Source organism: Shewanella colwelliana, from assembly GCF_001735525.1.
Lineage (GTDB): Bacteria > Pseudomonadota > Gammaproteobacteria > Enterobacterales > Shewanellaceae > Shewanella > Shewanella colwelliana.
The window spans coordinates 180,936-206,537 of sequence record NZ_MCBT01000011.1; the positions used below are offsets into that span (position 1 = coordinate 180,936).

Sequence of the window (25,602 nt, forward strand, 5' to 3'; positions counted from 1 at the left end):
GCCCAAAGTCTGGCAGTCTAATGTAACCTATATGCTACAACAGTATAAATTAACCAAATCAATGAATAGTGCAGAAAACATGACTAAATACAGCCTAAGAGCCTGGGTTCTTGTGCTGGCATTAGCGCCCACTATTTTGGTTGGTATTTTGCTCGGCAGCTATTTTACCATAAACCGCTTCTATGAGCTGGAAGAAAGCTTAATTGAACGCGGCAGCAATATTATTGAGCCACTCGCCATTGCAGCAGAGATAGGCCTCGAAACCAAGAACTTCGAAACCACTAAACGCCTGATCACATCCGTGCAGCTGAACAAATCAAATTTGGTTCAGTTTATTGCCATTTTCGATACTAATAATCGGGTCATCGTCACCTCACATCACTATAAAAGCCATGAGTTCATGCGCTACAACAATCCGATAGAATCCCTCGAAGGTACGGATTTAGAACAGTTTGGTGACAGCCTTATTATGCGCAGCCCCATCTATTCCAGTGAGCGAGAGTTAGTGGTAACGCCGCAGAATAATATCGGTACGACACAAGCAAACGAAGGTAAAAAACTCGGCTATATTGCGGTGCTGATTAACAAAGAAAACGCATTGCTTGAGCAGCACCGAGCTGCCGTTGCGGCTTTTATTATCGTTTTAATCGGTGTGCAGCTAAACCTCTTATTTACCTTTAGGTTGGTGAAAAATGTGACCCATCCAATCACAGAGATGGTGCGGGTGGTGGCAAAAATACGTGAGGGTAAATTGACCACTCGTGTCGATGGTAATTTGATTGGTGAGCTAGATCTACTTAAACGCGGAATCAACGCCATGGCAAGCTCACTGTCGGACTACCATGAAGAGATGCAACAAAATATCGACCAAGCCACTGTCGATCTTCGTGAAACACTGGAGCAGATTGAGATACAAAACGTTGAACTTGATCTGGCCAAAAAACGGGCGTTAGAAGCGAGCCGAATTAAGTCAGAATTCTTAGCTAATATGTCACATGAGTTGCGTACGCCGCTAAATGGTGTGATTGGCTTTGCCAAACAATTACTGAAAACGCCACTGCATACTAGCCAACAAGATTACATTCGTACCATTGAAAAGAGCGCCACTAACTTACTAGGTATCATTAACGATATTCTCGACTTTTCAAAACTCGAAGCCGGTAAAATGGTTTTGGAAAATATGCCATTTGCGCTGCGCGAAGTGATTGACGACACCTTCTCTCTGTTAGCAAATAGCGCCAAAGAAAAAGAACTTGAGTTGGTTGTCGACATCGAACCCGCTATCAACGATAACGTTTCTGGCGATGCGTTACGGGTCAGTCAAGTCGTGACAAACCTAGTAGGTAATGCAATTAAATTTACCGATAGCGGCAGCGTCCACTTAAAAATGCGCCTTATCGACGATGATAACGACACTATCAATATTCGCTGTGAGATAACCGACACAGGTATTGGCATCGACAAGCATCAGCAGAGTCAGCTCTTTCAAGCGTTTGGCCAAGCGGATTCCTCCATCTCACGTCGATTTGGCGGTACAGGACTTGGGCTGATTATCACTAAGCGTTTAATCAACCGTATGGGCGGTCAGATTGGCTGCATTTCTGCACCAAACAAAGGGTCGACATTCTGGTTTACCCTACCATTAAAACTCAGCCAGTATCCCATTAGCCAGCCACTAGAAATTGACAAACTCTACCGCAAGTCGATTGTCTTATTTGAGCCAAGACCCCTTTCTAGAAAAGTTTATAAAACTTTACTTGAACATTGGCAGATGCGTGTAGTTACCGTGGCCAGCACACCTGAACTCAATGAGCTTATGCAGCATCGAAATGGCCACTTTGATTACGCTATCGTCAGTTGTCATGAGCTAGATCGGAGTCCAAAATTGCTTGAGACAGTGAACACTATCAAGGAAATGAGTGATTACCTGCTCTATATCTGCAGCAGTAATGATAGCGCGGCAAAGATGAATACCCTGCAATCGGCAGCTGACAAGGTGATGCAAGCACCAGTCGGAGAGAGGGCGCTGGCGGTTACCCTGATTAACCCTCATCGCGCCCAGTTTGAGGCTCTCCCCTTCAGTGACACGACCAAAGAAAATCTCAGCAGAGAGCCGCTTAATGTGCTCGCAGTTGACGACAACCCAGCCAACCTTAAACTGATTGACACGCTGCTTCGTGAGCTTGTCACCCAAGTCACCATTGCAGATAATGGCCAAAGCGCCGTCGATATCGCTAAAGCGAAAAGTTTCGACCTTATCTTTATGGATATTCAGATGCCGGGCACAGATGGATTTAGCGCGACCAAACAGATACGTGAACACTCACTTAACCGTAATACGCCCATTATCGCAGTAACGGCCCATGCCATTGCCGAAGAGCGTGAACGCATCAACCAAAGTGGCATGGATGGGTACCTTCCTAAACCTATCGATGAGGCCGCGTTAAAGAGTGTGATCAGTCGTTGGAAAACTCGTCCCAAGTTTACCCACTTTGACCAACACACCCTCAATTGGGAGCTTTGTCTGACCCAAGCAAATCAGAAGGCCAGCTTGGCATTAGAGATGTTACAGATGTTGGTTAACTCTATGCCTGAAACACGTGACAACATTACGCAAGCGCTCGATGCCCTGGACAGCAGCGCCATGCTGACCCATATACACAAACTGCATGGTGCTAGTTGTTACTGCGGTGTGCCGACCGTCCAACGCTTATGCCGAGAAATTGAGCTATCTCTGAAGAAAAATGACGATGTTGAAGAGGTAGAACCGGAAATACTAGAGTTACTTGATGAACTTTCTAAGGTAGAATCTGCCGCTAACCAAGTAATATCCCAGCTATCTATGGATGTGATCGATGAGCAATAAACCAGGGTTCTTCAAACGACTAAAAGCATTAGAGCTTGAACAGAAGAAATTGTTTGCTATCGCGCTTTGTCAGCGCATGTATCCCAACTACCAACTTTTCAGTGAAGTCTGTGAGTTTGGCGACCCCAAAGTACTCGACACCGCCCTAAATCTGCTTTGGCAATCGATGTATGACAATAAGTTAAAACTTAATATCGATATCTATCTAGAGCGTATAGACGCCGTTACGCCTGAACCTGCTGACTTCGATGTTTACGGTGTCTATCCTGCTATGGACGCGGCCGTCGCATTGATCTCACTGCTCAGTGCAATGCAAAGTAAAGTTGAAGACGACATCACCAATATCAGTAAGCTATCATCGAGCACCGTAGCAAACTATATAGAAGCCACACTGGACGAGGATATTGATGAGGACGCCTTAGACGACTTTGTCTTTAATCATGAAGTGATGCTTGAGGAAAAAGCACTGCAATCTTCTCTGCTGGATATTATTGAAGAAAACCCAAAAATCACCGCAGATTTTGTCAAAACCTTGCGCAAAGAGATTATTGAGTCAGGTATCTCCAACATCGGGATTGCGACCAACTGACCTGCAGATGAAAAAGCTCATTTACCAAGGCTACATATTGACCAACAGTGATGGGTTAACCGATTCTTGGACATTAACCATTGGAGACCAGCGTCGAGTTGGCTCCCTGTTTGAGCTAAGACGACAGATTAACTTTCATCAAGAGTTGGGGGTATTGCCCCCTCCAAAAGCCGCCTATCAGGAAGAGCGTGCGCCTCAAGCAACCCATAGCCGTAATCCTGTCCCAAACAAGCGACGCGAGTAGGCTCCAATAATGAAACGTCACAAATATTGTGGCGTTTTTTTTGGTTACGCTATTAGACTTTTGCGCTATACGGTTAGGCCATCAAGCTGTGATACCTTAGCAACTCGCTAAACTCACAGGTCAATAAGCCCCATGTTGCCAATACTCTCTCCACTCTTGACAGTTTTTGGCATCATGCTCGCTGGATTTATAGTGCAAAAATGGCGAATTTTACCAGCTGGCAGCGACAATGTGCTTAACCAATATGTCTACTTTATTGCCTTCCCCGCCATCATGCTAATTGTTCTCGCCGAAACCCCTATCGAACAGATCAGGAATTGGGGGTTTATCGCAGGCTATAGCATCGCCATGACGCTAGTGTATCTGTTCACCACTTGGGTATCGCTGTGGCGAGATAAAAAACCAGCATTGGCTGCAATACGTGCACTCAATACCACCTTTGGCAACACCTCATTTATTGGCATCCCATTAATGATGATGCTCTACCCCAATAATCAACTCGCGCTTGCCGCCGCAGCCATTGCCAGCCTGCTCTCTGTCACCGTGTTTGCCATGGTGCTGGCTCAGCTCGCCCTGTATCAGGGGCAAACCGATAACGCCTTTAAAACCGTGACACTGGCATTAATGCAAAACCCAATCATTATTGGCAGTGCAATTGGGGTCGTCATTTCCGCATTACAGATCACCCTTTGGCCGCCCGTTAGCGGTGTCATCCGTCAGTTTGGACTCACCTCCAGCCCCTGTGCACTGTTTGCCATTGGCATGGTGTTATGTCAAGCCAATCAACAGGAAGGGCGTAACGCCCAAAGTAAAATGTCGACTTCAGCAGAACTCGCAACCCTAAACTTACTCAAATTAGTGATACAGCCACTAGTGGCTTACTGGTTGCTAATTCTCTTTGGCATCGACGGTGATCTACTAAAAATAGGAGTGATACTGGCTGCGCTGCCTACGGCTGCAAGCGTCTATCTGTTGGCGCAGCGATTTAACGTTAACGCAATAGTGAGCGCGCAAACCATCAGCCTAGGTATTGTATTAAGTTTCGCAGTCCTGCCGCTACTCGACCATATACTCTAGTCCTTCCACTAGGAAACATCAGCTCAAGAGACCATAAAACTTATGCCCCCTACAGATGCAAACGTTAAAAGGGAACGCCTGCAACCGATAAACTAACTATAATGGTTAGTAGTTGAAGATAATTAAGCTATTTATATAATTGAATTTTAATAAAATATTATTAAAATTCAGCCAATAAATTGAATATACAGCAACAGCCGTCAGCCTCTGTAGATTAAAAATAACGCACAAAAAGCAAACAGGTATTTACTGTATAAAAAATCAGTATATACTGTGCATTAATACAGTACTTTGTAAAAGGATGTCATCATGCTTTGTCAGCTCAGCATCAATAACTTTGCCATTGTCCGCTTTCTAGAACTCGATTTTAAAACCGGCATGACCAGTATTACTGGTGAAACAGGCGCTGGTAAGTCCATTGCCATCGATGCATTAGGCCTTTGCCTCGGTAATCGCGCCGATGCTAATACCGTCAGACCTGGGGCAAGTAAAGCTGAGGTTAGTGCACGTTTCGCGTTAACTGATATTCCCTTAGCCAAGCGCTGGTTAGAAGATAATGACCTTGAGCTGGATGACGAGTGTATTTTACGACGCACCATTGGCAGTGACGGTCGCTCACGCGCTTACATAAACGGCAATCCGGTTCCGCTAAATCAGATGCGCACACTAGGCCAATTACTGATAGGCATCCACGGGCAACATGCTCACCACGCTATGTTAAAAAGTGAGCATCAGCTCACTCTGCTCGACAGCTATGCTAACCATAAGATGCTACTTGATAGCGTAAGCGCAAGCTATCAGCGCTATAAGTTGGTTGAGAAAGAACTGCAGCTATTACAACAGTCACAGCACGAGCGCATCGCTCGTAAACAACTGCTGCAATATCAAGTCGAAGAACTTAACGAGTTTGATTTAGGTGAAACCGAATTCGAAGAAATCGAAGCCGAACACAAGAAGCTAGCTAATGGTACAGCGTTAGTGCAAGCCTGTCAGCACACGCTCTTTTTGCTGCAAGACAACGAACAAGGTGCGGTTGAATCTGTACTAAATATGGCTATCGACCATGCGCAAGAGCTAGAAGGGTATGATCCCGCGCTGACGACCATAGGTAATATGCTCAACGACGCCTTAATCCAAGTACAAGAAAGCAGCAGTGAGCTGCAGCGTTATCTCGATGGGCTAGAACTAGACCCTGATCATTTTGCTTATTTAGAGCAACGACTCTCTAAAATAATGCAATTGGCCCGCAAGCATCACGTCAATGCCAAACAGCTGTATCAACACCATCAATCTTTAAGGCTTGAGCTAAGCACCTTAGATTCCGATGAAGAGAAACTTGAAGAGATAGCCCAGCAACTTGAAAACTGTAAACAAGGCTTTGTGGCTAACGCCAAGAAGCTAAGCCAAAGCCGCAGTCGTTACGCCAAGGAACTGGACAAACAGGTGACTCAGTCGATTCATGAGCTAAGTATGCCAAAGGGTAAATTTGTCATCGATGTACGCTTTAATGAAACCATTATGTCACCCAACGGCTGTGACACCATTGAGTTTCAGGTGACGACTAACCCAGGCCAACCGCTGCAGGCTATCGCAAAGGTTGCCTCGGGAGGTGAGCTATCCCGTATAGGTTTAGGCATCCAAGTGATCACCGCGAAGAAAGTGGCGACCCCAACACTGATTTTTGATGAAGTGGATGTTGGGATCTCAGGACCCACAGCCGCTGTTGTGGGTAAAATGCTGCGCTCTTTAGGCGAATCAACTCAAGTATTCTGTGTGACCCATCTACCTCAAGTGGCGGGTAACGGACATCAGCACATGTTCGTGAATAAACAGAGTAAGGCAGGTCAAACTGAGACCTCTATGGTGCCACTAGATAAAACACAGCGCATCGAAGAGCTAGCAAGATTACTAGGCGGGGACACCATTACCACCAACACCCTAGCCAATGCCAAAGAGCTACTGCAAGGTTAAAACATTTGATTGTCGCCCCATAAAAAGGCCGCTGCACAATCAACCTAAGGTGATATAAACCTTGCTCAAAGTGCCTATCTATAGATGGGCACTTTGCTCGTATTTCCGCCAAACCTCGCCAATTTCAAGCTCTCAGCTCTAAGCTTTATGCTCTAAGCTATCAAACCTTCTTCTAAAGAGAAAACCTGATAAACTCACTTAGCGAAATAAAAAACTCATATCAATCAGTATCAAGGAATAAATCATGCGTCACTTTTTACGCGCCCTGAAATGGATTTCATTAACTCTAGTCGCTATTCCCCTCACCTTCTACATCATTTTAGTGCTAGTCAACCTGCATGACCAACCGCCGTCAGAACGAGTACAACGCAACCTCGCCCAAATCGCAGAAAGTGAGCGTACCCTAGCCCAGAACCTCAACAACAACGGCTATATTTTCTCACTGGGCTTCAATGTAGTAAAAGATATATCCCCCATGGAGGAAGGGTTGAAGCATCTAGAACAACTGCAAAGCCTGTCTCCCATGGAGAGAGGGAATACGGTCACAGCTGTGGGCGTTGAACTCCTCCAATTCCCCCTGTCAGACTGCCTCAAGCAAGAAGACTTCTTATTAGCCTGTGAAGCTCAACTCGCTCAAAACGATAACCTTGAAACCCTGTTAGCAGACAACTTGTGGCTCATCGAACGCTACCAGCAATTGCTGTCTACGGGCAATTGGCATGATCGCACGCCTTATAATGTCTATGCTTATCACATTCCCTTCCGAAAAATATTGATCGCGCAAAAATTATACCTTCTCAATATCTATCACCAAGGGGACAAGCTGCAAGCCGATCAAATACTGCAATTACTTAACACTGACATGCTGTTCTGGCAAACAGTGTCATCCAACACCTACCAGCTTATCACTAAAATGAGCAGCGCTTATGCCATCGAATCGACGATGCAACTGGGTGAACTTATCGTGTCTAAAGCCGCTATCCGTCTCAATAATCCTATGACTGAATTACCTAAAAGCTGGCAACATCCCCTGCCGGCAGCAGTCACCTCTTTTGATAACGCCAAGCTTGGCGAATGGAATTATGCTAATGGCATCTATGCGACCCTATTCAACGATGAGAGCGGCAAGCCATTATCAGTAACTGAGCAAGTGTTAACTTGGCTGATAAGCCCACTGGTAAAACCTCAGGACATGGCAAACCGTTATGCCCTTATGCTACAAAACCAAGTAAACATGGACCACTGCCAAGCTGGATTATCACTCGACACTGTCGCTTTTTTTGCTTACAACCCGCTAGGAAAAATGATGTTATGCAGCGGCATTCCATCCTTAGCGCCTTATCAGCAACGAATAGAAAAATTGGAAGCATTGAGGCTAAGTTTACTGGGCAGACTCGAGGGCAAGATGGCAGTAACCCCTGAGGTTATTGCCACAAAATAGGATAACAATTGAGGGTACTAGCTCGGTATCCTAAGATAATGTTAACTCAATATAGCAAACATCAACACAACACGCCTGCCTTAGCAGGCGTTAGCTAACCGACCAGATACACAAGTCCATGTAGGCACAAACAAGCAAACACTCCAGCCAGGACATCATCGATCATGATGCCGAAGCCACCATGAACTTTGGCGTCTAGCCATTTGATAGGCCAAGGTTTAAGGATGTCAAAAAAGCGGAATAGGCCAAAGCCCACCGCCAACCATTGCCAGCCAGCGGGGGCAGCAATAAGAGTGATAAGTAAGCCCGCAACTTCATCCCAGACGATAGCACCATGATCATGAACGCCCATATCTTTCGACGCTTTATCACAGATATAGAAACCAGCAATAACGCTAAGCAGGGTAAGCCCTAAATACCAAGGTAGTGACAAATTCATCATCAATAGGTACAGAGGAATCGCCGCTATAGTACCAAAGGTCCCTGGCGCCTTAGCGGCTAAACCCGAGCCAAAACCCAAGGCCAAAAAATGAATAGGATGGGTCAGCGAAAGCTTACTTAGAACTGGATCGGTAGATAATAGTTTCATGCTTAGAAATGCTCAAATCCGTAGTTCTGCGGGCTAAAAGGCTCACCATCTTGCATTAACCGTAACTTGTCACCAGTTGATACCTGGCCTACTTGCTTAAAACTAACACCCGAGTGAGCCAGTGCCGTTTCTAATGCACCGCGCTGCGATTCTGGCACAGTAAATAATAATTCGTAGTCTTCGCCACCCGTCAGGGCATAGCCCAGCGCTTGCTCGCTATCGACAGACGCCTGCATTGCAACGGATAACGGTAATTGAGTGACGTCGACAATAGCACCGACACCAGACTGTTTTAGGATGTGGCCGATATCTGAGACAAAGCCGTCAGAAAGGTCAATGGCACTTGACGCTAACGAACGTAGTGCTTGGCCCGCCAGGACGCGGGGCGTTGGGTAGTAGTGACGCTGAATAAAATACTCACCATGTTCACCTTTAATATTTTGCTTGCCGCGCAGGATATCGAGGCCTAATGCCGAGTCCCCCAAGGTACCCGTTACATAGATCCAGTCGCCATTTTTGGCGCCACCACGGGTAAGTGCTTTGCCCGTAGGAACTTGGCCATTAATGGTAATTGTAATGCTCTTCGGCCCACGAGTAGTATCGCCGCCCACTAAAGCGACACCGTAATATTGCGCCGCTTCACTTAAGCCATCACTAAAGTCGGCTAACCAATCCTCATCGATCTCAGGCAAGGTTATCGCCAACGTCATCCACGCAGGTTCAGCCCCCATAGCAGCTAAATCGGAGAGATTGACCGCTAATGACTTATAGCCTAGCGCTTTGGCTGGTATATCGGCAAAAAAATGCACATTCTCGACTAAAGTGTCACAGGAGATCGCAATGGATTTATTAATCGCAGGATTAACCAAGGCGCAATCATCACCAATGTTCAGTTCAACATCACGACGGGCTTGGCCACGCTGGGTAAAGAAACGCTCTATTACTTTAAACTCTTTCACAGTCTCACAACCATTATAGAAGTTAGTGTCACCACTCATCCATGAGGGCAAACCGCCAAACACTTTACCGTGCTGACATAAAAAACGGCATCCTAGGACGCCGTTTCTGCTATTACTTTTTAGCGACTATCTTATCGAGTATGCCGTTAACAAACTTATGGCCATCCTCAGCACCGAATGCCTTAGCAAGCTCAATGGCTTCGTTAATCGCGACTTTAAATGGCACATCCTTGCGGAAGGTCAGTTCATAGGTCGCCAGACGTAATACGGCTTTTTCGATAGGTGAAACCTCATCGAACGGACGCTCAATATGAGGAATAATTAACTCATCTAACTGAGGACACTTTATGGCTGTACCCGATAGCAATTCACGAAAATAGCTAACATCTACACCATCAATTTTTTGCTCAGTGAGAAATTCATGCTCCACATCGGCAACATTATTTCCGCTTAGCTGCCATGAGTAGATAGCTTGTACTGCTAGACGGCGGGCTTTACGGCGTTCTGAAGGTTTCATTTTTGTTCCTAATCTTACAACTGCTGTTCTAGTTCTTTCAGTACATTAACCATTTCTAGCAGACCCAGAGCAGCTTCACCGCCCTTGTTGCCCGCTTTAGTACCTGAGCGCTCAATTGCTTGCTCAATGGTATCAGTCGTTAACACACCGAATGAAACTGGAAGGTCAAACTCAAGTGCAACTTGAGCCAATCCTTTGTTGCATTCGCCTGCAACAAAATCAAAATGGGGTGTACCGCCACGGATCACTGCACCCAGTGCGATGATACCGTCAAATTTTCCGCTCGCGGCAACGCGACGCGCAGCCAATGGCAACTCTACTGCGCCAGGTACACGGACTACAGTGATATTGTCATCTGCAACCTGACCAAAACGCTTAAGTGTATCAACCGCACCCTCAAGCAGACTCTCAACCACAAAGCTGTTAAAGCGTGAAACAACAATAGCAACCTTGGCGTTTTTCGATTCGATATTACCTTGAACTACGTTCATTTATCTTACCTAAATTAGCTTAAATAAACCCGGCACGGGAAAAAAGAGGCCGTATAATACCACAGCGCTCGGCGTTGATCCCCATGCAATTTATCAGAAATGAGTTAAATTACGCAGATATGTCTTATTCTGCAATATATTCAGTGACTTCTAAACCAAAGCCTGACAGTGAATGGTAACGCTTTGGCGAACTCAATAGACGCATTGTCGTCACACCAACATCGGCCAATATTTGCGAACCAACGCCCACTTGACGCGATGTGCCTTGCCACTGCGCAGCTGCAACCGCTTCACCACGGTCTTCCAGCTCAAATGCTTTAACCTTGGCCAAGATGTCGCTGCTATGTTCTTGATGCCCCAATAGCACTAATACACCACCTTCATCGGCAATGCGCGCCATCGCTTTCTCTAATGGCCAGCTACGCTTCTCATCACGCTCTGAATGCAGCAAGTCATTAAAGGTGTTCTGCAGATGCACACGAACCAAAGTATTGGACGCCACCTCTCCCTTCACCAGCACATAATGCAGTTGATTATCTATGGTGTCGCGGTAAGTCAGCATGTCAAACTCACCGAAGCGAGTCGGCAATTTACACTTAGCTTCACGCACAACGGTCGTTTCTTTGGTGTTGCGGTACTCGATGAGATCCGCAATGGTGCCCATCTTTATGCCATGTTTCTCGGCAAATATTTCCAAATCGGGACGGCGCGCCATGGTGCCATCTTCATTCAAAATTTCAACGATAACGGCTGAGGGTTCACGACCCGCTAAACGGGCTAAGTCACAACCTGCTTCGGTGTGGCCAGCGCGAATAAGTACCCCACCTTCTTGTGCCATCAGTGGGAAAATATGCCCAGGCTGAACAATATCTGAGGCTTTAGCGTTTTTAGCAACAGCAGCTTGTACCGTCACAGCGCGATCTTGAGCCGAGATGCCAGTTGTCACCCCTTCTGCCGCTTCAATGGATACTGTAAAGTTGGTCGAAAACTGGGCATTATTGTTAGTAACCATCAGCGGCAGGTTCAGCTGCTCGCAGCGGGCTTTTGTCATGGTTTGGCAGATCAAGCCACGACCAAACATCGCCATAAAATTGATCGCCTCTGGCGTGACCATGTCGGCCGCCATAATCAGATCACCTTCGTTTTCTCTATCTTCATCATCCATCAAAATAACCATTTTGCCTAAGCGGATATCTTCGATGATTGCTTCTATGCTGTGTAGTGCCATTGTAAGACCTTGAAATATTTTTATAGTGTTAGTTATTTAATCTGTTAGTTGCCAGTTATGCCAGTGTCTATCTTAAAAACCCTGAGCGTGCTAACAGATCCATTGTCACTTCTGAGGTTTGGCTAACAGTTTCTTCTGTCTCCTTACCTGCATAGAACATTAAACGTTCTAGGTGACGAGCGATAAGATCAACCTCAATGTTGACACTATCACCCGCTTTTAAATCAATCAGTGTGGTTTCACCAGCGGTGTGAGGCACTATGGTTAATCGAAAACGATCATCATTGACTTCGTTCACCGTTAAGCTGACACCATCAATCGTAATAGAGCCTTTATGGGCGATATAGCGCGCTAACCCTTTAGGGGCCGTCAGCCAAAACTCTATCGCTTTGCCGCGAAGCTGTCGGTCATCGACGCTTGCCACACCGTCAACATGGCCACTCACCATATGACCACCTAAACGTGTGGTTGGCGTGACTGCTTTTTCGAGGTTAACCGCTCGGCCAACTTGATAATGGGCAAAACCCGTTAATGCAACCGTCTCGGCAGAGATATCGGCAACATAACCATCGGCCAAACGGTCCACAACGGTCAAGCAAACACCATTAGTTGCGATACTGTCACCCAGTTTGACGTCACTTAAATCTAGCTTACCGCTGGCGACCGTGAGGCGAATGTCATCACCACGACGTTCAATCTTTCTCAGCTTTCCTACGGACTCTATGATCCCAGTAAACATCTCTACCTACTTATTATCAAAAACGTAAATTAAATATAAAACGATTGTCTTGGCCGACTGCTCGCTGCTCTAGCAACTTCATGCTAGGTAGCTGAGACATCTCAGTATAGTCGGGAAGTTTAACCAGGTTGCGACCCTGGCTACCCAGCAACTTTGGTGCCTGATACAAAACTAACTCATCAGCAAGCTGCTCCGCCATAAATGCGCCCGCTAACGTTGCCCCCGCCTCAACCATCACCTCATTGCACTGTTTTCCCAGATGCTGAAGCAAGTCCCTCAGCGGTACGCGTCCATTTTGAGGAGCAAGCAAGAGGTGGCTTACATGGGCAGGCCATAGGGCTTTTTGCGCATCAGTATACTCAAGGCATGAAACTAATAATATTGGCGAAGTCGCATTAAAGAGTGCCGCATTACTGGACAATCTGGCTTGGCTATCGAGCACCACTCTAAGCGGTTGGCGTACCTGCTCAATGGTGAGTGTCTGCCCTAGCCCCCCTAACTCTGCATGACGCACAGTTAAACTTGGATCGTCGGCCAGCACGGTTTCTATACCTGTGATGACCGCACAATGACGGGCACGCATTCGCTGTACATCACGGCGAGCCTCGGGGCCGGTGATCCATTTAGACACACCGTTAGAGAGCGCAGTCTTGCCGTCAATACTTGCTGCCAGCTTTATCGTCACCTTAGGCAAACCTGAGCGCATCCGCGTCATAAAGCCAGGGTTAATATTCGCAGCATCAGCTTGCAGTAAATTTATCTCAACTTTGATGCCCGCTTGCTGCAACATCTCAATACCGCGACCCGACACTTGGGGATTTGGATCCGTCACCGCCACCACGACCCGAGCAACCTTAGCGTTAATCAGTGCCTCTGCACACGGTGGGGTACGACCATAATGGCTACAGGGTTCTAAGGTAACATAAGCCGTTGCACCGACAGCGCGCTCCCCCGCCATGGCTAGTGCATGGACTTCAGCGTGAGGTCCACCAGCAGCGATATGAAACCCTTCACCGACCACAGTTTCATTGACAGTAAGCACACACCCCACACTCGGGTTAGGGCGCGTGGTGTATTGACCACGCTTTGCCAGTTTGATGGCGCGCGCCATCATCTCAATATCAAATTTCGACCACGGCATCTCATTATCATCCGTATTCAGCTAGTGTCTTATCAATCCAAATTACTTGGCGGCTTTCTCGCTTTGTAATTTCGCTATCGCCTCACCAAATTCAGAGACATCTTCAAAGGCGCGATAGACAGAGGCAAAACGGATGTAAGCCACCTTATCTAAGTTAACTAAGTGATCCATCATTAAGTTACCAATCATCTCTGAGGTCACTTCACGCTCGCCTGTCGCCCTTAGCGTTGACTTAATTTTTGTGATCGCTTGTTCAATTTGGTCCATCGAAACTGGGCGCTTTTCAACGGCTCTTAACATGCCACCGCGTAATTTCTCTTCATCAAAGGGCTGACGACTCCCATCTTGTTTAACCACCCGAGGCATAACGAGTTCTGCGCCTTCAAAGGTGGTAAATCTCTCGTGGCATTCAACACACTCACGACGACGGCGAACCTGATGGCCATCGGCAACCAAACGTGAATCAATCACCTTAGTATCGGTTGCGCTGCAAAACGGACAATACATTGAGCCTCCAGCAGAAAAGTAGTTATCCCCGCCACATATATTATCGAAACCCGCCTATAGACAAAATGTCAGCTCAGAGGTCTACCATGGCGTACATCCACAATGGTTCTCCCAGCTTTTAATGCTCATTTTATCTTTTTGAGTTCGATAACCTATTTTGTGTGATGAAGTATAATTCGTCATCCAGCCATTAACGGTTGGACAATAGAAACAAAAATGGCCGCTAGAATAGCGGCCATCGAAGTTTACCTGATTTAACCCATAAGGTTAACCGTAAACAGGGAACTTAGCGCACAATTCAAGCACCTGGTGTTTAACACGCTCAATCGTCGCTTCGTTAGTGATGTCATCAAGCACATCACACATCCAGTGCGTTAACTCAACCGCTTGCGCTTCTTTAAAGCCACGACGAGTGATAGCTGGTGACCCAATACGCAGACCTGATGTCACAAACGGTGAACGTGGATCATTGGGTACTGAGTTCTTGTTTACTGTGATATTAGCATGGCCAAGCGCCGCATCTGCGTCTTTACCTGTAATATCCTTAGCAATCAAATCGAGTAGGAACAAATGGTTATCTGTACCACCTGACACAACATCATAGCCACGTTCAATAAAGGTTTGCGCCATCGCCTTAGCGTTAACAACCACTTGCTCTTGATAGGCTGTGAACTCAGGTTCTAATGCTTCTTTAAAGGCTACCGCTTTAGCTGCGATAACATGCATCAACGGGCCACCTTGGCCGCCTGGGAATACCGCAGAATTTAGCTTCTTGTAGATATCTTCATCATCACACGCAGATAAGATTAAACCACCGCGAGGACCAGCAAGGGTCTTATGGGTTGTGGTGGTTACAACGTGCGCATGAGGAAGTGGATTCGGGTAGATACCCGCAGCAACCAAACCGGCAACGTGTGCCATATCGACAAATAAGTAAGCGCCGACTTTATCAGCGATTTCGCGGAATTTACCCCAATCGATGATGCCAGAATAAGCACTGAAACCAGCGATAATCATTTTAGGCTTATGCTCAACAGCAAGGCGTTCAACTTCGGCGTAATCAATTTTGCCAGTCGCCTCATCAATACCATACTGAACCGCATTGTAAAGCTTACCAGAGAAGCTAACATGTGAACCGTGAGTCAAGTGACCACCGTGCGCAAGGCTCATACCAAGTACCGTATCGCCGCCTTGAAGCAGTGCCATAAATACCGCTGAGTTAGCTTGTGAGCCTGAGTGAGGCTGAACGTTGGCATAGGTTGCGCCAAACAGTTCTTTAGCGCGTGAAATAGCCAGTTCTTCTGCAATATCAACGTGCTCACAACCACCGTAGTAACGCTTGCCTGGGTAACCTTCAGCATACTTGTTGGTAAGCTGTGAACCTTGGGCTTCTAGAACGCGAGGACTGGTGTAATTTTCTGAAGCGATAAGTTCGATGTGCTCTTCTTGACGACGAGTTTCATCTTGGATCGCTTGAAACAGTTGTGGATCAAAGTCCGCGATATTCATATCTTTTTTCAGCATTGGTCACTCCAGCTGTAAAGTCTTATAGTAGGGTTGCGCGGTATTCTACAGTGCAATCGATCACAATCCCAGCGTTTGCAACATGAAATTACTTGTCATTTAGCAATAGAAATGTTCATCCATTACTCAATATTTACTTTAGAGATTAACTGAGTCGTTGTTTTCGCAGTGCAATTACCAAAGACGCAATAAAAGCACTGCTTTACAGCGTGTTGCACAAAAACACTGTTTTGCTAACCCAGCAAATCCCTGGGTTAGTAGTGGTATTCCAACTGGAGCCAAGTACGCTGCTCAGTATCATCGAGTCGACTATATATGCTCGGATTTTCTATCCCTTGTATCTCACCACTTCGGTCAATTCGCTCATGGTGTAAACTCATGCTTAACCCCTCGTTGATGAAGTAACTCAGGTAGACTTCATATCTATCTCTGGCATCGTTAAAATCAAGGTCGTTCACATTGGGGTTCCAACCAGGCTGGCGCTCATTGTCTTTACCATCAATGGAGTCCCAACGTTGAGATTTGACACTCATGCCCAACAGCAGATCTCGATAGCTGGCCTCAACCGACAGGTTAAAGGTATGTCCCCAAGCGTAGCCATATTCCCCCTCCCAGAGTACCGACTTAGTGCCCCAAAAATAACGGCCTTGAGAGAGGTAATCTTTCGTGGCGAATGGCTTCACCATGGCAAAATCACCAAAGATATCGCTTCTTACTTCGATATTAAAATCTTGGTTGGACCATGTGCTGCCAATCGATAAACCAAGCAGATTAACTAACGCATAAAAGTCCTCATCGGCTTCCAAACCTAAACTGGTGTACTCCATCCCCGTAGAGGGGCCAATATAAAAACGGTGCGACCAGCTATCAGCCAGTTCATTGGCACTCTTTTGATGGCCAACATAGCCACCTAACAACAACTGTGTGGCCATCTGCCACTCTTCAACGCCATCTTGAGAAAGACCCGTCTCCATTGCCATCTCAACCAAGGTCGGTGTGCCGCTGAGGGTGTCATAGTGACCCGCTCGACTATCAACAGTCGCTTTCATCCCTAATGTCAATTGCGTACTGGAGACATCAGCAACTTCTTTGCTGGTATAGAGCGCACCGGTATATAAGGTAAATTCATCTATGGTTTTACTGCGGTTAAATCGTGGTGGGCTGGCATAGTCAAACCAACCTCGAATCGTTTGTGAGGGGTTAAATACCCAACCGACAGTTGCGGGGATCCACCCATCTTTGGACTCAAGCATCTCGGCAAGTTGGTACATACTCTCCCCCAACACCGCACCGCCCCATGTGGTGACTATTTGGTCATTAATACTCACGACCTCTTTGTACTCAGCAAACACTTCCCAAACTGTCGAGGCCACAAAACTGCCTAAGGTGGCTTCATAATAGTTAAAGCCATGATTACGAAACGCTTGCTGATAGAGCGCACCAGCGTATGCATGGCCCCAGTTCATACCAATATCGTTATCATCATATTTCCACGACTCACTGCTGGTCAGCCGGTCATAGAAAAACTGAGCAGCATTACCATCTATCTCATAATCAAAGTCATCTTCCATACTATCAGCACCGACTTTGTAGAGCAGTTCGCCCAGCAACAGCACAGTGGTCAGTTCAATACTTGCTCCCCACCAGCTTTTCTCACTCGTATCACTATCTGTGGCAAGCACAAACCCATCACTGGCGTCATCGCCACTGCTCGAATTAAGACTATCAGCAAACACCAACGGGGTACTGTTATGATGTTGATTAGAGGTTGCCGCAGCGGCGACCCCAGACAAACTCACTCCAGCCAGTGATAATGCCACCATTAGCGCGGAGGTGGTCGGTTTAAATATGTTCAAGATGAATCCTTTATCCCAAATATTTTATTTAGCGGAGTTTCTGCCCACACCAAAATGTTGGTCGAATGTTAACAATAATTATTGCCGTACGCCAAACTAAACACCGCTTCGTCAGCCAAACAATAAGTTACCCCGCCAAAATCCGATTTAAGTTCAAACTCGATTGCAGTAGAATTGCCCCCATTGTTTCGTCAGTGAGTAAATTTATCATGGCTCAGTTTGTATATAGCATGCTTCGAGTGGGCAAAATCGTCCCACCTAAAAAGCAGATCCTTAAAGATATCTCCTTAAGTTTTTTCCCTGGTGCAAAGATTGGTGTTTTAGGTCTTAACGGCTCTGGTAAATCTACCCTGCTGCGCATCATGGCTGGTATTGATACTGAAATTGAGGGTGAAGCGCGCCCTATGCAAGATCTTAAGATTGGCTACCTACCGCAGGAACCCAAACTTGATGAGCAACAAACCGTGCGCGAAGCCATTGAAGAGGCTGTCTCTGAGGCCAAAAATGCACTGACACGATTAGATGAAGTGTATGCCCTATATGCCGAACCCGACGCCGATTTCGATGCGCTCGCCAAAGAACAAGGTGAGCTTGAAGCTATCATTCAGTCTCAAGATGCCCATAATCTGGACAACATCTTAGAGCGTGCAGCTAACGCACTGCGCCTGCCAGATTGGGATGAGAAAATTGAAGTGTTATCTGGTGGTGAGCGTCGCCGTGTTGCTATCTGTCGTCTATTGCTTGAAAAGCCAGACATGCTGCTACTCGATGAACCGACCAACCACTTGGATGCGGAATCTGTCGCTTGGCTTGAGCGCTTCTTGCAAGATTACACTGGTACCGTGGTAGCCATTACCCACGATAGATACTTCCTCGACAATGCTGCGGGTTGGATCTTAGAACTTGACCGTGGTGAGGGGATCCCGTGGGAAGGTAACTACTCTTCATGGCTTGAACAGAAAGATGCGCGTTTACAACAGGAATCTGCCACTGAAAGCGCTCGCCAAAAAACCATCGCCAAAGAGCTAGAGTGGGTACGCCAAGGCGCTAAAGGTCGCCAATCAAAAGGCAAGGCACGTATGGCGCGCTTTGAAGAGCTTAATACCAACGACTACCAAAAGCGTAATGAAACCAATGAACTGTTCATTCCACCAGGACCGCGCTTAGGTGACAAGGTTATCGACGTTAACGGTCTAACCAAGTCCTATGGCGATCGTGTACTGATCGACAACTTAAGCTTCTCTGTACCTAAAGGTGCAATTGTCGGCATTATCGGTGCTAACGGCGCGGGTAAATCGACACTGTTTAAGATGATTTCAGGCGCTGAGCAGCCAGATAGCGGTAGCATCGAAGTAGGTGAATCGGTACAAATTGCCTCGGTAGAGCAGTTCCGTGACTCAATGAATGACAAAAACACCGTATGGCAAGAGATCTCCGATGGGCAAGATATTATGCGCATCAACAATACCGAGATCCCAAGCCGGGCATATGTGGGCCGCTTTAACTTCCGCGGCGGCGATCAGCAGAAGATCATCGGCACCCTGTCAGGTGGTGAGCGTAACCGTGTCCACCTTGCCAAGCTGTTGCAAGCCGGCGGTAACGTATTGCTTCTCGATGAACCCACCAACGATCTAGACGTTGAAACCTTGCGAGCACTGGAAGAGGCGCTACTTGAGTTCCCAGGCTGTGCCATGGTTATCTCACATGACCGTTGGTTCCTCGATAGAATCGCGACCCATATTTTGGATTACCGTGATGAAGGTAAGGTTAACTTCTATGAAGGTAACTACACCGAATACGCCACTTGGCTAAAAGAGACACTTGGGGCCGATGCTATTGAACCTCACCGTCTCAAATACAAGCGCATGAATAAGTAACCTTAGGCATTTATTCTCTGCTCTATAAGGCGCTATGCAGATAATGCTAGCGCCTTTTTTATGGCCTGGAGTTTGGCTTTGCTAACCTAACTCAGCAAGATAGACTCGATTAAGTGAGCGGCTATCATGCGATGATGCAAGGGAATTACCCAGCGCAGACAAGCGGTACAGACTTTCGCTGACGAAAATCACGCCTTCCCCTGATAAGCTTGAAAAATTTATTTGAAGTATTTTGAAGATTATTTTGAACTATTTGCTCACGCGCCACTCTGATTAACTGTAACGAATTATTGAGCTGGGTAGTCTAGCATTACACAACTCTTTCATTGTTCATCATCATCTCCCTTTGGCGACCGATTGGGTCCCAGGACATAAACTATCGCTAGCGCAGTCGGTTTATGCATTAATAATTATTTTATGGCAGCCTTTTGGTTGCCATTTTTTTTGCCTTCAATAGCACTGATAAACAACAAGATAGCCATTCAATCAGTAGCGGTACTCCCCCCTTCTTCAATGGAATAACCAATTTATTTGAATTTATTTGGAACTAATCCCCAAACCGAGACTCATACATTAGGTAACGAATTTTTCATCATTGTTTGTTCATCATCTCCCTTTGGGATCATCTGGATCCCTGGAGCATTAACCCTAAAGCTAGCGCATATGGATTAATGACTCTGTCGCAGTTGGATTGATGGTAACCCTTTGGGTTGCCATTTTTTTTGCCTAAAAAAACGCCCACCAGCACATTGAGCTCGGTCAATACCTCAAATATCGGTAATAGGTAAAAAAAATATGACGCGGCAGGAACTAAATGACAATGGCGCACTCATAGATAGGGTAACAACTTTTTCATCATCGTTTGTTCATCATTTATTGGCGACTGTATGAGTCCCACGGTGGTTAATCCCACGCTAGCGCACAAGATTAATCACCAACCTAACAAATTGTTATGGCAACCCTTTTAGGGTTGCCTTTTTTTTACTTAGTTTTTGCTTAGCCAGCGAACTGTTTATCTAATTGCACGGCTAACGAGGGATGATACCCACCACGAGCCTTAGCATAAATAGCGGCTAGCTCAGTGTGATAGCCAGCAAGCTGTAACTCGGTAAATAGTGGGCGCACAAACTTACCACGACCTATTTTAACCAAATATTGTTCAAGCGCCGGCAGTACAGGGTCGTAGTGATTACGGATCGCCACACGATACCAATCACAGGCTATTTCGGCGTTGGTTGAGTGAGTAAAATCAAACACTTCGTCTAACTGCATCAATGTCTGTTGACTGATGCTTTCAGGCAAACACCCTAAAAAATACTGCCAGTGATGCACACGCCAATCTTGGGTGTTTTGTTTATCGATTTTGCCCCCAGCTTGCCAATCAGTAAGCAACGCATCCACTTTATCCAGGCTGTCTGAGCTAGGCGGCGTAAACCAATAAGGCATGCCTCTGCCATATACCCACTCTTGCAACACTTGCTCGGAGATCTTATCGCCATGTTCAACTAACAAAGTCTGCTTGGCATAGTCAACAAAGGTTTCGGTGGTGATCGCTTCAAAGGCAAAGTGGCTGACATATTGATAAAGGAACTTATCAAACGACTTTCGACCCAAACGTTTTTCTAAGTCGTGGACAAACATCGAGGCTTTATCATAGGTAAAGCGGTTAAATGCATCGTTAGGGTCGCCCGCTTGCACATTGGCGGGTAACGTCTGCACCGCCAATGGCATTGATGCCAACTCCTCTTTTAAGCGCCCATACTCCAACACCACCTCAAGCTGTGCTTGCTCTTTACCAAATACCGCTTCAACAATTCGATTGGTGAAATAGGTGGTAAAGCCTTCATTGAGCCACAAATCACGCCAAGTTGCGTTACTGACTAAATTACCGGTCCAAGAGTGCGCCAGTTCATGGGCAACGGTTGACACTAAGCTTTTATCACCGGCAATCAATGTCGGTGTCATAAAGGCAAGTCTTGGGTTTTCCATGCCGCCAAAAGGAAAGCTAGGTGGCAGCACTATCATGTCATAACGCCCCCATGGATAGGGACCAAGCAGCGACTCTGCAATCTCGACCATCCGCTCAGTATCTTCAAACTCCTTAACCGCAGCACTCAAGACTTCTGGCTCAGCATAAACCCCGGTTCTTGGCCCTATTGCACCAAATTGTAAATCGCCAACTGCGATTGCCAGCAGATGCGTCGGGATCGGCTTCTCCATTTCAAAGATAAATTTACCGTCAAGCGGCGTGCTCGCATCATTCATCGCGCTCATCACTGCGCGCATGCCTTTAGGCACTTCAACGCTGGCGCTAAAGGTTATACGTGCCTTAGGGCTGTCTTGTAGCGGGATCCAACTACGGGCATTGATCGGCTGTGATTGGCTAAAAAGAAAAGGTAACTGCTTACCACTGGTTTGCTGCGGCGTTAACCATTGCAAGCCTTGAGCGTCGGCAGAAGTACGGTAGCTAATGGATACCTGCTTGGTCGCCGACAGCAGGCTGATATTCAGTCGCTCGCCAAGAATCGGATCCTGCTGGTCGACGCTGAATGCTAACGCCTGCCCGACATCATCAACAATAGACTCAATGGTAAGTGAGCGGCAATCTAAGTACAGCTCACGACACTGGGGATCGAGATAATTGAGCTGCAAATCCACCTTACCTAACAACTGCTTTTGCTCAAACTGTACCGACAGCTCAAGATCTAAATGAGTCACTCTAACGTTATCGACATTAGCAAACGAATGATGATCTTGATTATTATCCCATTGCTTGGACACTGATGATTCCTTCTTATGGTGGGTAGAGGATTGAGGATATTGTAATCATCTGCCCCAACAATGCCATTGAAATTGACATTATCAGGTGAAGATGAAACACTTCTGCATATTTTATACAAACATAACCAATAGGAAAAGCAACGTGAGCAGATTAAGCCTATTCCCCATCGTTCCTCTGTTTTTATTCCCCAGCCTTTGCAGTGCCAATACCGACGTTGCGCCATTGAACGAAATCTTAAGCCAGCAGCATGATTGCAGTGAAACCATTACCATTCGCTCGCAAGCCTTGACGCAAGAGCAAGTCATCCAAGCCTGTGCTTTACTGCAAAAACAGGAAGCCAAATTTCACCAACTCTTTGGCACTGAAGGTAAACCTGTGGCCAACGACAATAATCACCGTATGCGGGCTAACGTATACCATAGCCGTGAAGATTACACCCGCTACGTGACCGCCCATTTTGATGTCCCTAGCGACAATGGCGGCATGTTCTTAGAGGGACTCCCTCATGTTAAGGGCAATCAAGCAGAGTTTGTCGCCTACGAGAAAAAGGGCCAGATCTGGAATCTCGCCCATGAGTATGTGCACTATTTAGATGGCCACTTTAATCTTTATGGCGATTTTTGTGCCTCACTGCATGACTCTCATAGCGCACCCGAGTACTGTCCAAAACCTGCACCGCTACTGCCGCACTTAGTGTGGTGGAGTGAAGGTCTTGGTGAATATATCTCTCAAGGCAATGATAACCCTGCCGCGATTGCGATTATTGCCAAGCAAAACTATCAACTTAGCGATCTGTTTAATACCAGCTATGAGCAAAATGGTGGTACAGACCGCGTCTATCGCTGGGGGTACTTAGCGGTGCGCTTTATGATGGAAAACCATAAAGATAAGCTAGACACTATGCTTGGCTTCACCCGCAAGGGCGACTACCCACGTTATCAAGCACTCATTAAGCAATGGGGCACCAGCATGGATGAAGAGTTTCAAACCTGGCTGCAAGGCCTAACCGCAACATCTTAAGTGCACTTATCGCCATCAATATACGCGTTACTCACTAGTGACTGGTTGCGTGCGGTACAACCAGTAAAGTCCTTGACTTGCAGTAGTGGCAAACGCGGTTTCATGGTAAGCACCGTTTATCTTTACGGTATTGATGGTCAATTTTTTGCCTACTGCAACTTCAAGGTGCCGCGTTAACTTAACGGCACCTGCCACCATATCATGCTGCATCCCCGACTTATCTGGCGTCTCAAATTCCCCCACAGCAATAAACACACGGCGCCGTGCTTGATAATGCTGTGCAGGCATAGAAAGAAGTGCCTCCTTGTGATACCAAACTGATGGACTCCCTAACAGATAGTTATCAAACAGCGCTGGGCGACTTAATAGCAAATAGGCCCCCAGCAGGCCGCCAAGGGAGTTGCCCACAAACGTGCGATTATCTTGCTGAACCCGATAGTGCTTTGCCATAAACGGAAACACCACCTGCTCAATATAATCCGCGTAGGCGTCGGCACCACCCGTTTCTAGCTTCCAGCCATCATCCTTCACAGGGGTGTAGTCCCGTACCCGGCTCTGAGGGCCTTTATCTGCCTTGGCATAAGACAAACCAACAATAATAGCCTCTTGCATCTTATTGTTATTCATCGGGAAACGGGTCACACCTGAGACAATTTGAAAAGCATAAGGAGCGTCAGTAACATAGATAACCGGATACAGCTTACTGGTATTGCGCTGATAAGAGCTGGGCAACTTAACCCAAAGCGGATAAACCCGCTGATTTAAGGGATGGCTGAGCTCAAACACCTGTGTACGGGGGATAACTACTGAGGAAGATGTCAAGGCTCTCTCCTCGCCCCAACAGGTAAGACTTGCCATCAGTGTAAGCACGATAAACAACCCGGCTAATACGTTAGCTCGCATGATATATTTCTTCCCTAAAATTTTGCCAATGTTTACCCCAGCAAGCCTACTTTAGATTGTGTTAAAGCCCAAGTTATTAGCCCACTTCAGTAAGTCATTTCAGCTAACATTTAAAAAAATTAGAAAAAATTAAAAATTATCTGAACTAATTGGAAAAAGTGCACTCTGACTATATGAACAGAATTTGCAGCAGTTGAAAATTCACTCCTTCAACTGGTTATATTTTTCATCGTTCATCATCATTCCCTTTAGATAGTGTCTAGCGCCACTATCGCCAGATTCCAGATTGGAACTTATAGCGACCTTATTAAGGTCGCTTTTTTTTATCTAAAATTTGCACATGCTGAGCTTAGGATGAAGGTATTGGCATTTTTGGCTTATAACATTTGACGAAGTTGTTTTTATTTATTGATGGTAGCGTTGACTTTCATTGTTTTGAATTGCTTGCAGCAGGCTATTCGTGCAGGTACTTCTGTGACACGCCGCAAGTACGTTCCCTGTAGGCTCTGCCGTGACATCCATGTCACGGAAGGCCACAGCCGCACCTACACCGAGTTTTCATTCTCTCCGATTTAGCCTTGTTCGTATCACTTGGCAATCAAAAGTTAAATCGTTTCTGGACAAAAATAAGCTGGCCTTCGAATGAAGGTGTTGGCATTTTTTGTGGTTTAACATTTGGCTGTTTTGGAATTGGAATTTGTGTTTAAAGTCGAATCTTCATTGTAGTTAAAAGCCTGCGGCTCGCTTATGTGTAGATACTGCTTCGGGACGCTATACGTCATCCTTGACCGCTTAACGAAAACATCCATGTTTTCGATACCCTCAGCCGCATCTACACAGGGTTATTTTATCTCTCCGATTTGGCCTTTCGGGTATCAATCTAACAATCAAAAGCTAAATCGTTTTTGGACAAAGGCGGCATCCAGAAAGCGCTAAAACGCGTCATTGCTGAGTGCAATATTCATAAATCTATCAGCCCGCATAATCTACGCCACAGCTATGCTACACACCTGCTAGAACAAGGATTAGATCTGCGTTCGGTTCAAAGCCTGCTCGGCCATAACAGCCTTAATACCACTGCACGCTATACACGACTTACCCAGATCACTCGCAAGAACACGGTCGAAGCAATTAACCTGCTGACGGATGGTTTAGCGCTGAAATGGGAGTGTGGCGTATGAAGTTCGTCGATATTTTACATGCTCATCTTGATGCGTTTAATCAGGCATACGAGCAACAGATAACAACCGCGATGCGGCAAGCCATTTATTCGATGCTCAG

At 46.4% G+C, this 25,602-nt stretch carries 22 protein-coding genes; 9 read left to right on the forward strand and 13 right to left on the reverse strand.

Annotated elements, in window-relative coordinates:
• Window positions 1–31 precede the first annotated feature (31 nt).
• The 6 genes from barA (at window position 32) to BEL05_RS04520 (ending at window position 8,188) form a co-directional block, all read left to right on the forward strand.
• Window positions 32–2,866 (forward strand): two-component sensor histidine kinase BarA, encoded by a 2,835-nt coding sequence (gene barA, locus BEL05_RS04495; RefSeq protein WP_439332363.1) that lies wholly within the window; start codon window positions 32–34, stop codon window positions 2,864–2,866.
• Window positions 2,856–3,455, forward strand: coding sequence for a YjaG family protein (locus tag BEL05_RS04500; RefSeq protein WP_028763347.1), 600 nt, complete (start codon window positions 2,856–2,858; stop codon window positions 3,453–3,455). The genes barA and BEL05_RS04500 overlap by 11 nt, the downstream gene beginning before the upstream one ends.
• A gap of 7 nt (window positions 3,456–3,462) precedes the next feature.
• Entirely contained in the window at window positions 3,463–3,699 is a 237-nt protein-coding gene (locus BEL05_RS04505; RefSeq protein WP_028763346.1) for a DUF3319 domain-containing protein, read from the forward strand.
• Between the two features lie 135 nt (window positions 3,700–3,834).
• Window positions 3,835–4,776, forward strand: a complete 942-nt coding sequence (locus tag BEL05_RS04510) for an AEC family transporter (RefSeq protein ID WP_069670433.1) — start codon at window positions 3,835–3,837, stop codon at window positions 4,774–4,776.
• Window positions 4,777–5,085: 309 nt separating this feature from the next.
• A complete protein-coding gene (gene recN, locus BEL05_RS04515) occupies window positions 5,086–6,747 on the forward strand; it encodes a DNA repair protein RecN (protein ID WP_069670417.1) in 1,662 nt (553 codons plus the stop codon).
• 244 nt (window positions 6,748–6,991) lie between these two features.
• Window positions 6,992–8,188 (forward strand): hypothetical protein, encoded by a 1,197-nt coding sequence (locus tag BEL05_RS04520; RefSeq protein WP_069670418.1) that lies wholly within the window; start codon window positions 6,992–6,994, stop codon window positions 8,186–8,188.
• A 94-nt stretch (window positions 8,189–8,282) separates the two neighbouring features.
• Here BEL05_RS04520 and BEL05_RS04525 read toward each other — a convergent pair whose 3' ends face one another.
• The 10 genes from BEL05_RS04525 to BEL05_RS04570 all read right to left on the reverse strand — a co-directional run bounded on the left by BEL05_RS04525 (window position 8,283) and on the right by BEL05_RS04570 (window position 17,739).
• Window positions 8,283–8,777, reverse strand: a complete 495-nt coding sequence (locus BEL05_RS04525) for a phosphatidylglycerophosphatase A family protein (protein ID WP_028763343.1) — start codon at window positions 8,775–8,777, stop codon at window positions 8,283–8,285.
• Window positions 8,778–8,779: 2 nt separating this feature from the next.
• Window positions 8,780–9,736: a thiamine-phosphate kinase gene (gene thiL, locus BEL05_RS04530; protein ID WP_069670434.1), complete on the reverse strand. Its 957-nt coding sequence runs from the start codon at window positions 9,734–9,736 to the stop codon at window positions 8,780–8,782.
• Between the two features lie 112 nt (window positions 9,737–9,848).
• Window positions 9,849–10,253, reverse strand: coding sequence for a transcription antitermination factor NusB (nusB, locus tag BEL05_RS04535; protein WP_028763341.1), 405 nt, complete (start codon window positions 10,251–10,253; stop codon window positions 9,849–9,851).
• Window positions 10,254–10,267: 14 nt separating this feature from the next.
• A complete protein-coding gene (gene ribH, locus BEL05_RS04540) occupies window positions 10,268–10,744 on the reverse strand; it encodes a 6,7-dimethyl-8-ribityllumazine synthase (RefSeq protein ID WP_028763340.1) in 477 nt (158 codons plus the stop codon).
• Between the two features lie 124 nt (window positions 10,745–10,868).
• Window positions 10,869–11,972, reverse strand: coding sequence for a bifunctional 3,4-dihydroxy-2-butanone-4-phosphate synthase/GTP cyclohydrolase II (gene ribBA / locus BEL05_RS04545; RefSeq protein ID WP_028763339.1), 1,104 nt, complete (start codon window positions 11,970–11,972; stop codon window positions 10,869–10,871).
• A gap of 67 nt (window positions 11,973–12,039) precedes the next feature.
• The gene (locus BEL05_RS04550; RefSeq protein ID WP_069670419.1) at window positions 12,040–12,711 is read right to left on the reverse strand and encodes a riboflavin synthase; all 672 of its coding nucleotides are present in this window, start codon (window positions 12,709–12,711) and stop codon (window positions 12,040–12,042) included.
• A gap of 16 nt (window positions 12,712–12,727) precedes the next feature.
• Window positions 12,728–13,852 carry a bifunctional diaminohydroxyphosphoribosylaminopyrimidine deaminase/5-amino-6-(5-phosphoribosylamino)uracil reductase RibD gene (gene ribD / locus BEL05_RS04555; RefSeq protein ID WP_069670420.1) on the reverse strand — a complete coding sequence of 375 codons (1,125 nt, stop codon included), beginning with the start codon at window positions 13,850–13,852 and terminating at the stop codon, window positions 12,728–12,730.
• Window positions 13,853–13,894: 42 nt separating this feature from the next.
• A complete protein-coding gene (gene nrdR, locus BEL05_RS04560) occupies window positions 13,895–14,359 on the reverse strand; it encodes a transcriptional regulator NrdR (RefSeq protein ID WP_028763336.1) in 465 nt (154 codons plus the stop codon).
• Window positions 14,360–14,626: 267 nt separating this feature from the next.
• Window positions 14,627–15,883 (reverse strand): serine hydroxymethyltransferase, encoded by a 1,257-nt coding sequence (gene glyA / locus BEL05_RS04565; RefSeq protein ID WP_028763335.1) that lies wholly within the window; start codon window positions 15,881–15,883, stop codon window positions 14,627–14,629.
• A gap of 254 nt (window positions 15,884–16,137) precedes the next feature.
• A complete protein-coding gene (locus BEL05_RS04570; RefSeq protein WP_069670421.1) occupies window positions 16,138–17,739 on the reverse strand; it encodes a DUF3943 domain-containing protein in 1,602 nt (533 codons plus the stop codon).
• 209 nt (window positions 17,740–17,948) lie between these two features.
• Between BEL05_RS04570 and ettA the strand changes: the two genes are divergently transcribed.
• Window positions 17,949–19,616 carry an energy-dependent translational throttle protein EttA gene (gene ettA / locus BEL05_RS04575; RefSeq protein WP_069670435.1) on the forward strand — a complete coding sequence of 556 codons (1,668 nt, stop codon included), beginning with the start codon at window positions 17,949–17,951 and terminating at the stop codon, window positions 19,614–19,616.
• Between the two features lie 996 nt (window positions 19,617–20,612).
• On the opposite strand, the gene BEL05_RS04580 is transcribed toward ettA, so the two are convergent.
• A complete protein-coding gene (locus BEL05_RS04580) occupies window positions 20,613–22,397 on the reverse strand; it encodes a M1 family metallopeptidase (protein ID WP_069670422.1) in 1,785 nt (594 codons plus the stop codon).
• A gap of 142 nt (window positions 22,398–22,539) precedes the next feature.
• On the opposite strand from BEL05_RS04580, the gene BEL05_RS04585 reads away from it, so the two are divergent.
• The gene (locus tag BEL05_RS04585; protein ID WP_028763332.1) at window positions 22,540–23,418 is read left to right on the forward strand and encodes a collagenase; all 879 of its coding nucleotides are present in this window, start codon (window positions 22,540–22,542) and stop codon (window positions 23,416–23,418) included.
• 27 nt (window positions 23,419–23,445) lie between these two features.
• On the opposite strand, the gene BEL05_RS04590 is transcribed toward BEL05_RS04585, so the two are convergent.
• Together BEL05_RS04590 and BEL05_RS21260 are read right to left on the reverse strand one after the other, a co-directional pair.
• A complete protein-coding gene (locus BEL05_RS04590; RefSeq protein ID WP_175427315.1) occupies window positions 23,446–24,240 on the reverse strand; it encodes an alpha/beta hydrolase in 795 nt (264 codons plus the stop codon).
• Window positions 24,241–24,726: 486 nt separating this feature from the next.
• Entirely contained in the window at window positions 24,727–24,858 is a 132-nt protein-coding gene (locus BEL05_RS21260) for a hypothetical protein (RefSeq protein WP_259651127.1), read from the reverse strand.
• Window positions 24,859–25,226: 368 nt separating this feature from the next.
• Between BEL05_RS21260 and BEL05_RS04595 the strand changes: the two genes are divergently transcribed.
• Window positions 25,227–25,502 (forward strand): tyrosine-type recombinase/integrase, encoded by a 276-nt coding sequence (locus tag BEL05_RS04595; RefSeq protein WP_069670423.1) that lies wholly within the window; start codon window positions 25,227–25,229, stop codon window positions 25,500–25,502.
• The last annotated feature ends 100 nt before the right edge of the window (window positions 25,503–25,602 follow it).